Origin of the sequence: Methylacidimicrobium sp. AP8 (genome assembly GCF_903064525.1) — a bacterium.
In the GTDB taxonomy this organism is placed as follows: domain Bacteria; phylum Verrucomicrobiota; class Verrucomicrobiia; order Methylacidiphilales; family Methylacidiphilaceae; genus Methylacidimicrobium.
This window is the reverse complement of sequence record NZ_LR797830.1, coordinates 1,019,385-1,033,290: the sequence shown is the minus strand read 5'-3', so window position 1 is coordinate 1,033,290 and position 13,906 is coordinate 1,019,385. Positions and strand designations below refer to the sequence as shown.

Below are 13,906 nucleotides of genomic sequence, written 5' to 3'. Positions count from 1 at the left end.
CTTACAAGTATATCGCCGCGCCGGCTCCGACATTGACCGAAGCGTCCTTGAGCGTTTTCACGACAAAGGCGACCTGCTCTTCGGTTAGATGGACGTGAAACGGAAGAACGATGGAGCGGTCGGCCACCTTTTCGGTGACCGGGAGGCTTCCCTTCCGCCGGCCGCGATCGACGAAATATCCATGCCGATGCATCGGCCGGCAATAGGCCGACGCCTCGATCCCCGCCTGGGCCAGGTCTTCGAGGATCGCATCCCGGCTCGAGCGGCCGAAACGCGTCCCCAAATGGACCGGATAGAGAAACCAGTGCACCTCGGTGACCTCCGGGGCGATGTAGGGGTCCTTGATGCCCTCGAAGGACTTCATCTGCCGGAAGTACCACGCTTCGACCAGGCGCCGGCGTTCCAGAATCTCCCGGACCCGGCGGAGCTGCGCGATCCCCAGCGCGGCGGCGAGATTGCTCGGGATCGCTTGGAGGCAGGGAACCATCGTCGCGATGTCCGAAAAACGGTCGGTCCGTGGGCGGCTCCTCCCGTGCCGGATGGCGGCGGCCAGCTCCTCGTCGTCGGTCACGACCATCCCTCCCTCTCCGCAGACAAGCGCCCCGGGTTGCGAAAAATCGAAGACCGCCGCATGGCCGAACCTCCCGGTCATTCGATCGCCGTAGCGGGACCCGATCGCCTCGGTCGAATCTTCCAGGAGCAGCAGCCCGTGCTCCTCGCCCAGCCGGGCGAGCTCCTTCCATGGCGCCGGATGTCCGAGGACGTTGCCGGCGAGGATCGCCCGGGCGCCTAGGCGGGCCGCCTCCGCAACCCGTTCCGGCGACAGGGCCCCCGACCAGTAGTCGATGTCGACGAAGAAGGGCTCCGCCCCGCACAAGGCCACCGCCGCTCCTATCTGGTGCCAGGTGTAGCCCGAGAGGATCACCCGCTGCCCGGGGCCGATACCCAGAGCCCGCAGCGCGAGCCAGAGACCGACGGTGCCGCTCGCGACCGCCACCGCTTGCTTCCGTCCTACCCAGGCGGCAAACGCTTCCTCCCATGCTTCCACCAAGGATCCGCCGCTGACATCCGGCGACCGGAGGACCGAATCGACGGCCGCCAGCTCTTCCTCGGTGAAATCCGGATCGGATAACGGAATCCTCGACCGAGGACCCGTGGCGGGCGACCCCTCCCTCATGGCTCTCCCTCTTCGGACAAGCGCCGCGCCTCGACAGTGATCGGCAGGGGTGTGTCGCCCGGCATGTCCGGAAGCTGGAAGCGCCAACCGTTGGCGAGTGTCACCGTCCCGCCCCAAAGCCCGGGTTTCTCCGCGCGGACCACCGGCTCTTCCAGGTCCTTTTTGGCTACGTAGACCGAAAGCCCCCCCGCGGCTCCTCGCCGAATCATCACCTTCACGCCGCCTTCCCTCCTTTCTCTTCTCCATCCCTGAGCGCCCGAGCCTCCTCCACGATAGCCCGGGAAGCCCGGTCGACCTGCTCGATGGTCGTCTCCGCACCCAAGCTGAACCGGAGGGTGGATCGGGCTTCGGCCTCCGAGAGCCCCATCGCCGAAAGAATCCGGGAGGGCTCCGTTCCCCCGCTTGCGCAGGCCGAGCCTAAGGAAGCCTCGATTCCGCGCCGCTCCAGCCGGACGAGCAGCTCTTCTCCCTCGATTCCGCCGAATCGGACGCTCGTCGTGTTCGCCACCCGCGGACTTTCCCGGCCGTTGACCGCCGCAAAGGGGAGAGCCCGGAGGAGCTCCTCCTCCAACCGGTCACGTAGCCGCCCTACCGCAGCCGCCCGATCCCCCAGATCGTTTCCGGCCAGCCGCGCCGCCGCACCGAAGCCCACGATGCCCGCCACGTTCTCCGTCCCTCCCCTCCGGCCCCGCTCCTGGTGGCCACAAATCAACGGAGGCAGGGCGATTCCCTTCCGAACGAAGAGCGCGCCGGTCCCCTTGGGTCCTCCGAGCTTGTGCGCGGAAAAGGAGAGCAGATCGAAGGGGAGGGAGCGCGCATCGACCGGGAGCTTCCCGACCGCCTGCGCCCCGTCCAGGTGGCAGAGGAGACCCCGCTCCTTCGCCAGGGCGACCGCCCTTTCCACAGGGCTGATCACCCCCGTTTCGTTGTTGACCCAGACAAGGGAAAGCAGCGCCGCCGGAGCAGCGAGCGCTTCTTCGAGGGCTTCCAGGTCGAGCCGACCCCGGCGATCGACCGGCAGGCGGACGACTTCCACCCCGCGGCTCTTCAGCCGGTCAAAGAGCAGGGAGCTGGCGGGGTGCTCGACCGCCGTCGTCACGACCCGGGGGGAATGCGGAGCCAGCTCGAGCGCGCCCAGCACCGCCTGGTGGATCGATTCGGTGCAGCCGCTGGTGAAAACGATTTCCTCGGGCTTGGCACCGATCAGGGCGGCCACTTCGCCGCGCGCCCGGCCGACCGCTTCCTTGGCGAGCCTTCCGCGGAAGCCGGGACTCGACGGGTTCCCGTAGCGCTCCCGAAGATAGGGAAGCATGGCCGCCAGGGCTTCCGGCCGCAGCGGAGCCGTCGCGTTATGGTCGAGATCGATCCGGTCGCACTCACCCATGGCTCGCCTCGGACTCGGGCCGCTCGAGTCTCTGTTCTTCTCCTTCCGGCGCCAGCTCGAGCTCCTTTTCCTTCATTCCGACCACGCAGCCCCGCTCGTAAAAGTCCACCCCATAGATGTAAAATCGCTGGAGGAAGGTGCCGATGCTGGTGACCACTCCCTTCTCCCCTTTCTTGATCAAGATTTCGCCGATCTCCTTTCCGGGGAAGGTGCCGTCGTTGCGGATATGCTTGCGGGAAACCACCGTTTGGCCGTAGGTGAAGGCGGGCGGCCGATCGAGCTCCACTTCGTCGTTCATCCCCATCCGTTCCTCCGTTCAGCCTTCTTCTTCCGCCGCTCCCCGCTCGACGATCCTCCGCAGATCGCCGCCGTGCAGCAGTCCTTCCGGGTCCAGCTCCTCCAGCTTCCGCAGAGCCGCAAGCCCCTTCTCCCGCTCGCCCAGCCGGATTTCCAGATAGCCGTAGGCCTTAAGGGCGAAGAGGTAGAGGCGAAAGAGAGGGTCTTCCCGGGCCCGTTCCTTCCGAAGCGGAGGTCGGACCAACGGCCACTCCTCAGGAAAACCCGCCTTCTGCGCCACGGCCGCAAGGCAGGCGAGAGCCCAATCCCGAGCCTCCGCAAGCTTGCCCGAGTAGAAAGCGTACCGGTAGTTGCCGATCAAGACGGCGACATGGTTGGGCTCCGCCTCGGCCGCTTCGCGCAAAAGCGACTCGGCCCGAGCCTGGGACCGACCCAAGCGGCCTGCGGCGCGCAGGAGATCTTCGGTCCGCCTCGAGAGCGGGCCCCAATGCGCTTCCGCCAGCCGTTCTTCCCGGCACGCAGCGACCGCGCCCCCCGTTTCCATCGGCATCTTCCTCCTATCCCGCCTTCGCGGATGCGCCGGAGGCTCCCGCTGCCGCTTCCTGAGAGCAGGCGCAGCTTCCGGTAGGCCCGGAAAGGACGATCAACCGCGTCTCCATGGGATTTTCGACGAAATGGAGGATCGCTTCCCGGAGCAGCGGCCGGCTCTCGGCAGGGACGAAAATCCGGCAACCGTTCCCTTCCCAGACGGCATCTCCTTCCCTGGGTCCCAGCTCGACGGTGAACTCCGTCGAAAGCCCGGAGCACCCGCCGGGCTGGACCCTCAACCGCAGGCCGCCTCCGGGTCGCCCTCCGGTCCCCATCCGGGTCATCTTCTTGATGAAGGCTTGGGCCTTCGGGGTGAGCGTGATCTTCATCTCGGGTACCGCGGAAGGCTCTTGTCGATGATGCAGGTGTTGTCGACCGGGCAGACGGCGACGCATTGGGGCTCGTCAAAAAAGCCGACACACTCGGTGCACTTCTTGGGATCGATCCGGAAGATCCCATCTTTTTCCGATATCGCCTTGTTCGGACACTCCGGCTCGCAGGCCGAGCAGCCCGTGCACTGCGAAGCCACGATCTTGTATGGCATCGATGTTTCTCCGTTTCCTTTCTGTTTTCGTTCCGCCCTTCAAGCCGCCTGCGGCACGGCCGCGCCCGAATCGATGAACGCGCCCTGGCGGATCAGCGCATCCCCCCGCTTGACCTCGGCGAGGGCCCCGCTCTTCAACCTCTCCAGGTAGCTCCGGTAGTAGGCGATCGCCGCGGTCTCGATGTAGCTGTAGGCATATTGGTCGACCGGCTCGATTCCCGCCTTTTGGAGCTCTTCCTTCGGGCAGGCTCCGATCTTGGCGACCAGCACCGCGACGCAGTCGTTGATCGCGCGGATGACCCCTGCGAGGGCGTCCTCTTCGCCATAGCCTCCTTGGCAGTAGAGATCGACGCGCCGATGGCCTACGAACTTCGAGCCGGCGGTGCTCAGCTCGTAAATCTGGAACTCCTTGGCGTGGCCGAAATGCTCGTTGACCTTGCCCCCACCTTTCGTGGCGACCGCGATGAGAATTTTCCGGTTGCTGTTCTCCCCGGCGAGCGTGAGGAGCTCCCGCTCCTTGGCCGCCCGCCGCGCCGCCCGCTCGATTTCGACCGATTCTCGATAGGCCTGCCGCTTGGATGCATCGTAGGTAATTTCCATCGACTCGATCCGGTCCGTGGTGAATTCGGCTCCCCGGTCCTCCCCGAGCAGGCCGACCGCGTCGGCCCGGCACTGTCGGCAGTGGCGCATCATGTTCATCTCGCCCTCGCACTTGTCTTGGAGCGCCTTCAGCTCCTGGGCGGTCGGGCCGCGCTGGCCGGAGAGACCGAAGACCGTTCCATGCTCGGGCGCGGAGATCAGCGGCATGATGTTGTGCAGGAACGCCCCGCGGCTCTTGACCGCCTTGTTCACCTCGACCAGGTGGTCGTCGTTGATCCCGGGGATCATGACCGAGTTGACCTTGCAGAGGATTCCCGCCTGGGTCAGCATCTCGAGCCCCTCGAGCTGCCGCTCCGTGAGAACCTTCGCCGCGTCCTTCCCCGTGTAGCGCTTGTGGCGAAAGAAGACCCAAGGGTAGATCCGCGCCCCGACTTCAGGATCGATCATGTTGATCGTGATCGTGACGTGATCGACCCGGAAATCCTTGATCCGCGCGACGTGATCCGGCAGGGCGAGCCCGTTGGTCGAAAGACAGAGCTTGATGTCCGGAGCGGCTTTGGCCACCAGCTCGAAGGTCCGGAAAGTTTTCTCCGGATTGGCCAACGGATCCCCCGGCCCCGCGATCCCGAGGACCGTCATCTGCGGGATCGCGGAGGCCACCGCGAGCACCTTTTTGGCCGCCTGCTCCGGGGTCAGCCGCTCGCTCACCACCCCGGGACGGCTCTCGTTGGCGCAATCGTACTTCCGGTTGCAGTAGTTGCACTGGATGTTGCAAGCGGGAGCGACCGCCACGTGCATCCGGGCGTAATGGTGGTGCGCCTCCTCGCTGTAGCAGGGATGGTTCTTGACCTTCTCCCAAATCTCGGGCGGCAGGTCGCCGGAGCCGGCCCCCGAGCCGCAGCTGGCCTTGCCGCTTCCCCCGCTGGAGCCGCAACCTTTGTGTGGCGCGACGGGAATCGCCAGCCCCTTGAGATTTGCAAACCGTGCCTTGACACCCCGTTCCGGTTCCATCAGAGCTTCCATCGCATTGTCCTTTCTGGCGGCTTCTTTGTTGCTCCTGTCGGCCTCCGTGCTTTCGGTCACGGAAAGTCGCACACCGGAATCGATTCGAGCAAAGTGCGTGCCAACTCATGGATCGTCTCTTCCCATCGGGGGGATGCCGAGCCGGCGAGCGTCTTGCCCGCTGCCTCGGGAGCGCACCCTGTCGCAACCGCGACAGCACGTTGTTTTCTTTTGTTTGCTTCCCCACAGCACGCGGACAGACACAAAAGCGGAGACGGCGCAATCCGCCGGGAAAAGCGTTAACGGGCCAAACAGGGAAGGATAGCCGGCGCCCTACGGGGCGGAGCCGGCTCATGCGCTGAAGCTCTGGCCGCAGCCGCACTCGCTCTTTGCCTTCGGGTTGTGGAACGCAAACCCCTCGGAGAACGGCTTGCGGACATAGTCCAAAAGAAGACCGTCGATCAGCGGGAGGCTCTCGGGGTCGACCACGAGGCGCAAGCCCCGGCTTTCGAAAATCCGGTCTTCCGATGAAATGGATTCCGCCTTCTCCAGCCGGTAGCTCCAACCGGCACAACCGGAGCGGGTGACCCCGACCCGGAAAGCGGTTTCCTCCGACTTGCCCTTGAGAAAAGAGCGGAGGCGGTCAGCCGCCGCAGGTGTCAGCTCAATCGCCATGGCGTGCCGCCTCCGGTCATCCCTCCGATTGGGAACAGGTCGAAAACGAGGATCCGCAGCTGCAGGTGGAAGCCGCGTTCGGATTGACCACCACGAAACGGGCGCCGCTCAAGTCCTCTTCGTACCGGATTTGCGCTCCCGCCAGGAAAGGAAGGCTCCGCGGATCGATCACCACGGTCACCCCGCCCCACTCCACGGCGAAGTCGTCCTCCTCCCGCTTTTCGTCGAAGGCGAAATTGTACTGGAAACCGGCGCATCCCCCGCCCGTGACATAGACGCGAAGCTTGAGGTCGGTCCGCCCATCTTCCTCGAGAAGGGCCCGGATCTTCTCCGCCGCGTCCGCCGTCAGCGTGACCGCGGGGACAACCTCCGCTTCCGGCCCCAGCCTGTCTTTCCCTGCCGTCGTGCTTGCCTCCATACGCTTCCGCCAAGCATATTGCGTGCCAGGAAGACGGCGGCTCGCGCGGAAAGTTGGCAAGGAATCTGCTTTCCTTCACTCAGGATGATCGATTCCTCGATCGCTGATCAGAGCCGGAAGGCGCGGCAGCCGTTCAACCCCGAGTTCACGACGATTTACGAGATCGGCAAGCTCCTCAACTCCTCCCTCGATTTGGAGCCGGCGTTCCGCGGCATCCTCAAGCTTTTGGCCGCCAACCTCGCAATGGAGCGGGGCATGGTCGTCCTGGGACGGGACGAGGCGGCGCGTGCCGTCGCCTGGTTCGGCTTCCCTCAAGAGCAACTCGGACCCGACCGGATGGCCGGAGCGGGATCGGTCGTCCGCTACATTCAAAAGACCGGGTTCCCGACGGCGGTCCCCGATGAAAGCCAGGAGCCCTTGCTGGCGAGCTACCTCGTCGGCTTCCCGCGCCGGAAGGGAACCCCGATGTCCTTCCTGGCCATCCCGATCCTCCATGATCGCGAGTGCCTCGGGGTGCTGATCTTCGAGCGGCGATCGGCCGGACCTTCCGCCCAGCTCGACAAGGACATGCGGCTGCTCCAACTCGTCGCCAACCTGATGGGCCAGGCGATCCGCTTCCGCAACAAGGTAGCCGAAGAGCAGCGCCGCCTGGTCGCGGAACGAGACCGCCTCCGGACCGAGCTGGCGACCAAGCACCGGATCGAGAATGTCGTCGGTCAGAGCAAGCGGATGCAGGAGGTGATCGCGCTCACCCATCAAGTCGCCCCCGGCCGCTCCACGGTTCTCCTCCGCGGCGAGAGCGGAACGGGAAAAGAAGCGATCGCCCGCGCCATTCATTTTTTAAGCCCGCGGAAGAACGGTCCGTTCATCAAGCTCAATTGCGCCGCCCTGCCCGAATCTCTGCTCGAGTCGGAGCTTTTCGGACACGAGAAAGGGGCTTTCACCGGAGCGCTCCAAGAGCGGAAGGGTCGCTTCGAGCTGGCCCACGGCGGAACTCTCTTTCTCGACGAGATCGGGGACATCTCTCCGGCGGTGCAGGTTAAGCTTCTGCGCGTCCTCCAGGAACGGGAATTCGAGCGGCTGGGCGGAACCCGGACCATCCGCGTCGACGTCCGCCTCATCAGCGCGACCAACCGGAATCTCGAGGAGGCCGTGCTCAAGGGGGAATTCCGCGCCGACCTCTACTACCGGATCAACGTGGTCAGCCTCTTTTTGCCCCCCTTGCGGGAGAGGACCGAGGACATCCCCCTCCTCGTCGAGCATTTCCTCAACAAGATGAGCGAGGAGTTCGGCCGTCGGCTTTCGATTTCCAGCCCCGCGTTGGAGGTTCTCGTCCGGTGCCAGTGGCCGGGCAATGTCCGGGAGCTCCAAAACTGCCTGGAGCGCGCCGCCAACGCCGCCGGAGGCGCCGGCCGGATCGCGGAGACCCACATCGCCTGCCAAACCGGCCAGTGCCTCTCCTCCCTTCTGTGGAAGCGCGAGCTTACCCCGCTTCCAACTCCGATCGTCGCCGAGCCGCCGCCGGTGCCGACGAACGGCCTAGGGAAACCCAACTTGGTTCGCTCGCCCTCCGGAGCACGCGAACAGCTGATCGAAGCGATGGAACGGTGCGGCTGGGTCCAAGCCAAGGCGGCCCGGATGCTCCACCTCACCCCCCGCCAGCTGGGCTACGCCCTGCGCAAGTACGGCATCCCGATCAAGAAGTTTTGATCCTCTCCGGATCCCGCCCGGCCTACAGGCTATGCCCATTCCGGCCCCGAGCCTACCGATACCAGGCCTGCCACCGGACGCGCAGCGTGAAATACTCCTGCGGCTTCCAAACATTTTGCTCGTGCCACCAGATCTTGTTGCCCGCGCCCTGCTGATAGCCGCCCGGTGAAATTTGGACGATCCGGTTCGCAAGAAATTGCGGAAAGGAGAGACCGGGAGCGGGCCCGTTCCCGCCGAGTCCGAAGGCGGGCACTTGTTGCCGGTAGGCGGTGTAGATGCCGCCCAAGTCGACGACGACCCAATAGTCCTCGATGGGCGGCATCCACCCGCGCCACTCGATAAGATCCTCAAACTCGTCGATCTTTCTGGCGGGATCGATCGGCAGGACGCGCTGGAGCGAGGAGACCTGGACCGTGGCGGTTTGCCGGCGCCGCAGGTAGATGCGGAAGAAATACCGATTGCCGATCTTTTGCACCGGGAGCGGGACGCCGTCGACCCAAGCGCGGTATTCCAAGTACGGAAGATAAGCAAGTTCGTCGTTTTCGATCTCGAAGCTCGAACCGGAGCCTTTGTTCACCAACCGCCATTCCGCCTGATAACGGACGTAGGGCCGGGACTCCTGCCCCGGAGCAGCGGGTCCCGCCAGAGAGAGGGTGTAATACCGTTTTGCGGAGACCAATTGGACCGGGATCGCCTTCGAGGCCGCCGGGAGAAAAGCCGCTAGGCCGGCTAGCGCAACAACGATCGGGAGCGCGTGCCCCCGAAGAAAGCCTGGGCAAGGAATCCGGAGAGCATCCCGGCGCGCGCCCGGGGCCATGCTGGTTGCGTTCGGTTCGGCCATGCTCCGTTTCCAATGGATTCGAGGAGGCGATCCGCCTGCCGCCCCTTGCGATCCGCTTGCGTTCCGCGGCGCCTCGCCCTGTTCCAGGGCCTCGGTCTTACCCGCTCCAATGATGGCGCCGCTTTTGCCACGAAGCCTGCCCGTCCGGCAACAACATTGCTTCGCTTCCGTCGGGACGGCGTCCCGATACGAACGTTTCGCTCGGAGGGTTCCCCGCAGGCTTCGCCCGGGCTCGAAGGATCGGCTCTCCTCCGGTCGGCCGAAAAAGGATTGACTCTTGCCGCCGCCTTGGCCTTCCGGCCGTGTGGAAGTTTCGTCTATCGAAAGGTTGGCCGTCCGTTCCGGGGTCGGAAAGCAGGAAAAGAGACGCCGGCTCCGGATTGTGTCCGGCGATGGGGACAACCTCGGGGGAGTTGCTTCCAGCCATGGCGGCTGGACCCTATCCGCCCGTGGCAGCGGTCTCGCTGCCCGGACTACCGCCGCCGGAACAACCCTCGTCCTCCACGGCTTCGGGCCGCTCCCGTGCTCTTGAGTCCACTGGTCAATCTTCAAAACGCAAGTAAATCACTTTTAACGGCCATTTCTCACACATTTCGTAGCCGAGGCGCCGCAAATGGGCTTGGGTGCGAGGCGGGCGCAGGTTTTCCACCGGAGCTGTATGAAGACATACTGCGAGGATGGAAAACCAAGCGGGAGCGAAGCAGACGAGCCCGTTTTGCAAGCCGTAGGAGAAAGCTTGTGAGAAATGGCCGTTAAATCAGCAGCGGCATCAACCCAGAGCACCCCATGTTCAAGACTTTTCAAGCTCCTCGCTTTCGTCCCCGGATCAGCGCGGCACGTTCAGAAGCTTGGCAAGCTCGTTGGCCAGTTCCGGTGCCACCGGCTTCAGTTTTTGATAGACCTCGATCGCCTGGTCATTTTTGCCAGATAGCTTGTAGGCGACTCCCAGGTTGTACCAAATCGACGCGGACTGCGGGTTGATCTTCGCTGCCTGGTTGAGGGCCTCGATCGCCTCCGCATACCGGCCGGTGTGCAAATAGGTACATCCCAGATTGCCCCAAGCGATCCAATGCCCCGGGTCGATCTTCAGTGCCTGGCCGAGGGCCTCGATCGCCTCCGCATACCGACCGGCACCCTCGTAGGCATTTCCCAGGTTGGACCAAGCGCTCGCATTTTGTGGGTCGAGTTTCACCGCCTCCCGGGAGGCATCGATCGCCTCCGCATACCGATGAGCGTTCCAGTAACACACGCCCAAGTTATACCAACCGATCGCATCGTGCGGGTCGATCTTCAACCCCTCGCGGTAGGCTTCAACCGCCTCCGTACGCTGGCCGGCATCATCGTAGGCATTTCCCAAGAGCCACCAAGCCGCCGTTTGCTGCGGGTCGATCTTTAACAACTGACGGCAGGTCGCAATCGCCTCGGCGTACTGGTGAGTCTTGTGGTAGGCGCTGCCCAGGTTGTACAAAGCATGCACTTCCTGCGGATTACGCTGCAACGTCTGCCGCCACGCGGCAATCGCGTCGGCGTACTGACCGGTCTTAAAGCACACATTCCCCAGGTGGAACCAAGCCTGCGCATCTCGCGGATCGATCTTCACCGACTGACGCCAGGCCTCGAGCGCCTCCGCATACCGGCCGGCAGCCTCGTAAGCTTCACCCAGAGCATACCAGGCGAGCGCGCTCTCGGGCTGCTCCTTCACCCAGGCTTGGGAAACCGATAGAAGACCGCCCCAGTCATTCCTAGCCTCCAGCACAGCGGCGCGACCGATCCAAGCGACCTCGCTCTCGCCCCGTCGCGACAACCGAGCCGCATGCTGCGGCAGCATCTTGATCCATTCCACCGGCAACGCGAAGTTGAGCTGCTGGCCGCCTTTGACGCCAAAGCTGGTCAGGCCCAGCAACTTCCCCTGATCGTCGAAGAGGCCGCCACCGCTGGAGCCCGGAGAGATCGCGGCGGTGGTCTGGATGTAGCGGCCGTCCCCTACATGACGCAGACTGGAGACGATTCCTTGCGACAGCGACAGTTCCAATCCCTCCGGCGCGCCAATCGCGTAAACCGTGGCTCCGACCTTGAGCGATGCCGTGTCGCCGAGCACAACCGGCGGCGCCGAAAGATTGGGAGCATCCAGGCTGCACACATCATGCCGCCAGTCGGTGGCCCGCAGGCGCGCGGGGTAATCCTGACCGTCGACGCGCACCGTGTAGCTGCTGCCTTCCTGGATGACGTGGCAGTTGGTCGCCACCACACCGCTCCGGATCACCACCCCGCTGCCCTGTGCCAGCGGCTTGCCGGCGCTGTCCAGACTCAATACCACCACCACACTGGGAGAGACCCGCGCGAAGACTTCGGTGGCGCTGGCGGCCCAAGCGCGCGCGGAAGGCAGCAGCAGGAGCAAGAACCCACCGCAGATGAGCCGGAGCGCGCGCTTCATCGGTTTCCTCCCGTACGCGAGAGTTCTCCAGCCGGAGATTCTGGCGCGTAGTCTTACCACAGAAAAGAAAAAGTTGGAGATCGTCTTCACGGCCCGGGTGTAAAGCAGCGACAGAACGCCTCCGCGCTGTTCGTCCCGGGTTGCGTCGCCGAGAGGGGAAGATCGCACGACCGGTCTTCTTGCCCGCGCCCTGCCGGTAGCCGCCCGGTGAAATTTGGACGATCCGGTTTGCAAGAAATTGCGGAAAGGAGAGACCGGGAGCGGGCGCTTGTTTCCGGTAGACGGCAAAGATGCCACCTAGGTCGACGACGATCCCAAAATCCTCGATGGGCGGCCTCCAGCCGCGCCACTCGATACGATCCTCAAACTCGTCGGTCTTTCGGGCGGGGCCGATCGGCAGGACACGCGGAGGCGAAGAGACCTGGACCGTGGCGGTTTGCCGGCGCCGCAGGACGATGCGGAAGAAATACCGATTGCCGATCTTTTGCCCCGGGAGCGGGATGCCGCCGACCCAAGCGCGGTATTCCAGGTAAGGAAGATAAGCGACTTCGTCGTTCTCGGTCTCGAAACGTAAGCTGGAGCCCTTAACGGCCATTTCTCACAAGCTTTCTCCTACGGCTTGCAAAACGGGCTCGTCTGCTTCGCTCTCGCTTGGGTTTTTGGCCATCCTCGCAGTATGTCTTCATACAGCTCCGGTGGAAAACCTGCGCCCGCCTCGCACCCAAGCCCATTTGCGGCGCCTCGGCTACGAAATTTGTGAGAAATGGCCGTTATTGAAAGCGCCATTCCGCCGGATAACGGACGTAGGGCTGCGCCCCCTCGCCCGGAGCAGCGGGTCCCGCCAGAGAGAGGGTGTAGTACCGTTTTGCCGAGTCCAGTTGGACCGGGAGCGCTTCGGAGCTCACCGGAAACGGAGTATGCCAAGGCTACCGAGAGCAAGAACGATAGGGAGGAGGCACCCGCCAAAGGATGCCTGCGCAAGCTATCTTGGCAGGATCAAGACGCACGCCTGCGGCGATGCATGTTCCTTCCGGTTCGGCCATACTCCGGTCCCGAGGCAACGAGGAGGCGATCCGCTTACCGCCCTTCGCGAGCCGCTTGCCGGCAGCGATCGACCCGCCAATTCGTTTTACTGTAATCAATCGGAGTCAGCTTCTCCGAGGACAACTCCGCTGGATGCTTGAGCTCGGGAATCCTGGAGAGGATCGCCTCCCGCCAAATCGGATCCTCCCGCCGGCCGCCTTCCCGCGCGTCCACGCCGTCCCGCGACACTCCCGACAGGCGGCCCAACGCTTGCGCCTGCCTTTCCTTCCGCTCGGGATCGGCTTTGGCGAGCACCAACCCGCGGGAAACAGCAGGCCTCCCTGGAACTTCCTGCAAACGGGCCGCAGCCGCCGCGACCTCCGCATTGGCTGCTCCCCGGAGCACCCCGATCGGCTGCCGGGCAAGATCCGGAGGATGCTCCCACGCATTCCGCTGCCGCGCCGTGACCAGAAAGAGCCTTTGACCGGGCGTCAGCCCCTGGCGCGGCTTCCTGCTCCGGGCTTCCGCCCACTCCTCGGGCGTGGTCGCCCTGCCCCGGGCGGCCTCCATCGCTTCGGCGACCCCCCGGAACCGAGCCGCGAAATCCTGAACCGTTTGCGCGCACACCCGCACCGGCGGCAGCTTCCTGTCGCCGGCGGAGGACTCCCTCGGAGGCGCCTTCCGCTCGGGTTGGGAGCGCCCCCGCTCCCGCTCCTCGGCCCGCCTTTGAAATTCTTCTCCTTTTCGCCAGATGAGATCGTAAAGCGTTTCTCCCTTCTGACCGCAAACATAGGCCGGCGTATCCGCCCGTCCCGCGAGCTCGCTTCCCAGAGTTCGCCGGAGCGTTTGCGGATCGTAAGGCGAGGCCCTCCGAAGATTCGGGTCCACATGAAGCTTGCCCGCCCAAGCGATCATTTGGCAGACCGGCTCCTCCCGTAGGACCGATTGAGCGATCTCCGCCATGCGGGCCGCCATCCGCTCGGTGCGACCGTCGACGAACCGCGCGGTCACTTCCGACGTCGGCAAGAGCTCGGGCATCGGCTTTCTGACTTCCTGCCAATAGGTCCGGTCGTCCAGAGGAAGGGTCCGCACCTGCGGCTTTTCCACCGGATGCAAGGCCCAAGCCCGGGCTAAGCTATTCAGTCCTCGCCAGTCCATCCCGGGGGGGCCCTCGCAGAGAGTCTTCATTTGAGCCCAAAAAGCCGCGCGTTGC

15 protein-coding genes are annotated in these 13,906 nt (G+C 64.4%); 1 reads left to right on the top strand and 14 read right to left on the bottom strand.

Features of this window, described 5'->3' with window-relative positions:
- Position 1 precedes the first annotated feature (1 nt).
- The 10 genes from MTHMO_RS04665 to erpA all read right to left on the bottom strand — a co-directional run bounded on the left by MTHMO_RS04665 (position 2) and on the right by erpA (position 6,685).
- A complete protein-coding gene (locus MTHMO_RS04665; RefSeq protein WP_202213743.1) occupies positions 2-1,177 on the bottom strand; it encodes a DegT/DnrJ/EryC1/StrS aminotransferase family protein in 1,176 nt (391 codons plus the stop codon).
- A complete protein-coding gene (gene nifT, locus MTHMO_RS04660; protein ID WP_202213742.1) occupies positions 1,174-1,395 on the bottom strand; it encodes a putative nitrogen fixation protein NifT in 222 nt (73 codons plus the stop codon). Before nifT ends, MTHMO_RS04665 begins: the two co-directional genes overlap by 4 nt.
- Positions 1,392-2,561, bottom strand: coding sequence for a cysteine desulfurase family protein (locus MTHMO_RS04655; RefSeq protein WP_202213741.1), 1,170 nt, complete (start codon positions 2,559-2,561; stop codon positions 1,392-1,394). Before MTHMO_RS04655 ends, nifT begins: the two co-directional genes overlap by 4 nt.
- On the bottom strand, positions 2,554-2,865 hold the full coding sequence (locus MTHMO_RS04650) for a nitrogen fixation protein NifZ (protein WP_202213740.1): 312 nt from the start codon (positions 2,863-2,865) through the stop codon (positions 2,554-2,556). The genes MTHMO_RS04655 and MTHMO_RS04650 overlap by 8 nt, the downstream gene beginning before the upstream one ends.
- Before the next feature lie 12 nt (positions 2,866-2,877).
- Positions 2,878-3,402 (bottom strand): hypothetical protein, encoded by a 525-nt coding sequence (locus MTHMO_RS04645; protein WP_202213739.1) that lies wholly within the window; start codon positions 3,400-3,402, stop codon positions 2,878-2,880.
- Positions 3,403-3,415: 13 nt separating this feature from the next.
- Positions 3,416-3,775 (bottom strand): iron-sulfur cluster assembly accessory protein, encoded by a 360-nt coding sequence (locus tag MTHMO_RS04640; protein WP_202213738.1) that lies wholly within the window; start codon positions 3,773-3,775, stop codon positions 3,416-3,418.
- A complete protein-coding gene (locus tag MTHMO_RS04635; protein WP_202213737.1) occupies positions 3,772-3,990 on the bottom strand; it encodes a YfhL family 4Fe-4S dicluster ferredoxin in 219 nt (72 codons plus the stop codon). The genes MTHMO_RS04640 and MTHMO_RS04635 overlap by 4 nt, the downstream gene beginning before the upstream one ends.
- A 39-nt stretch (positions 3,991-4,029) precedes the next feature.
- Positions 4,030-5,601 (bottom strand): nitrogenase cofactor biosynthesis protein NifB, encoded by a 1,572-nt coding sequence (gene nifB / locus MTHMO_RS04630; RefSeq protein WP_237394768.1) that lies wholly within the window; start codon positions 5,599-5,601, stop codon positions 4,030-4,032.
- Positions 5,602-5,943: 342 nt separating this feature from the next.
- Positions 5,944-6,267 carry an iron-sulfur cluster assembly accessory protein gene (locus MTHMO_RS04625; RefSeq protein ID WP_202213735.1) on the bottom strand — a complete coding sequence of 108 codons (324 nt, stop codon included), beginning with the start codon at positions 6,265-6,267 and terminating at the stop codon, positions 5,944-5,946.
- Positions 6,268-6,283: 16 nt separating this feature from the next.
- Positions 6,284-6,685 (bottom strand): iron-sulfur cluster insertion protein ErpA, encoded by a 402-nt coding sequence (gene erpA, locus MTHMO_RS04620; protein ID WP_202213734.1) that lies wholly within the window; start codon positions 6,683-6,685, stop codon positions 6,284-6,286.
- A gap of 84 nt (positions 6,686-6,769) precedes the next feature.
- Between erpA and nifA the strand changes: the two genes are divergently transcribed.
- On the top strand, positions 6,770-8,395 hold the full coding sequence (gene nifA / locus MTHMO_RS04615; RefSeq protein ID WP_202213733.1) for a nif-specific transcriptional activator NifA: 1,626 nt from the start codon (positions 6,770-6,772) through the stop codon (positions 8,393-8,395).
- A gap of 52 nt (positions 8,396-8,447) precedes the next feature.
- Here nifA and MTHMO_RS04610 read toward each other — a convergent pair whose 3' ends face one another.
- The 4 genes from MTHMO_RS04610 to MTHMO_RS04600 form a co-directional block, all read right to left on the bottom strand.
- Positions 8,448-9,074, bottom strand: coding sequence for a hypothetical protein (locus MTHMO_RS04610; protein ID WP_202213732.1), 627 nt, complete (start codon positions 9,072-9,074; stop codon positions 8,448-8,450).
- A gap of 988 nt (positions 9,075-10,062) precedes the next feature.
- Positions 10,063-11,670 carry a tetratricopeptide repeat-containing serine protease family protein gene (locus MTHMO_RS04605; RefSeq protein WP_202213731.1) on the bottom strand — a complete coding sequence of 536 codons (1,608 nt, stop codon included), beginning with the start codon at positions 11,668-11,670 and terminating at the stop codon, positions 10,063-10,065.
- A 770-nt stretch (positions 11,671-12,440) separates the two neighbouring features.
- Complete coding sequence (locus tag MTHMO_RS11100) at positions 12,441-12,575, bottom strand: hypothetical protein (protein WP_255535342.1); 135 nt, start codon at positions 12,573-12,575, stop codon at positions 12,441-12,443.
- A gap of 172 nt (positions 12,576-12,747) precedes the next feature.
- On the bottom strand, positions 12,748-13,851 hold the full coding sequence (locus tag MTHMO_RS04600; protein ID WP_202213730.1) for a hypothetical protein: 1,104 nt from the start codon (positions 13,849-13,851) through the stop codon (positions 12,748-12,750).
- Positions 13,852-13,906 lie beyond the last annotated feature (55 nt).

Bases quoted from the DNA above. Each gene is read 5' to 3' on its own strand.
- MTHMO_RS04665 (WP_202213743.1), bottom strand. From the start codon at position 1,177: ATGAGGGAGGGGTCGCCCGCCACGGGTCCTCGGTCGAGGATTCCGTTA.
- MTHMO_RS04655 (WP_202213741.1), bottom strand. From the start codon at position 2,561: ATGGGTGAGTGCGACCGGATCGATCTCGACCATAACGCGACGGCTCCG.
- MTHMO_RS04650 (WP_202213740.1), bottom strand. From the start codon at position 2,865: ATGGGGATGAACGACGAAGTGGAGCTCGATCGGCCGCCCGCCTTCACC.
- MTHMO_RS04645 (WP_202213739.1), bottom strand. From the start codon at position 3,402: ATGGAAACGGGGGGCGCGGTCGCTGCGTGCCGGGAAGAACGGCTGGCG.
- MTHMO_RS04640 (WP_202213738.1), bottom strand. From the start codon at position 3,775: ATGAAGATCACGCTCACCCCGAAGGCCCAAGCCTTCATCAAGAAGATG.
- MTHMO_RS04635 (WP_202213737.1), bottom strand. From the start codon at position 3,990: ATGCCATACAAGATCGTGGCTTCGCAGTGCACGGGCTGCTCGGCCTGC.
- nifB (WP_237394768.1), bottom strand. From the start codon at position 5,601: ATGGAACCGGAACGGGGTGTCAAGGCACGGTTTGCAAATCTCAAGGGG.
- MTHMO_RS04625 (WP_202213735.1), bottom strand. From the start codon at position 6,267: ATGGCGATTGAGCTGACACCTGCGGCGGCTGACCGCCTCCGCTCTTTT.
- erpA (WP_202213734.1), bottom strand. From the start codon at position 6,685: ATGGAGGCAAGCACGACGGCAGGGAAAGACAGGCTGGGGCCGGAAGCG.
- nifA (WP_202213733.1), top strand. From the start codon at position 6,770: ATGATCGATTCCTCGATCGCTGATCAGAGCCGGAAGGCGCGGCAGCCG.
- MTHMO_RS04605 (WP_202213731.1), bottom strand. From the start codon at position 11,670: ATGAAGCGCGCGCTCCGGCTCATCTGCGGTGGGTTCTTGCTCCTGCTG.
- MTHMO_RS04600 (WP_202213730.1), bottom strand. From the start codon at position 13,851: ATGGACTGGCGAGGACTGAATAGCTTAGCCCGGGCTTGGGCCTTGCAT.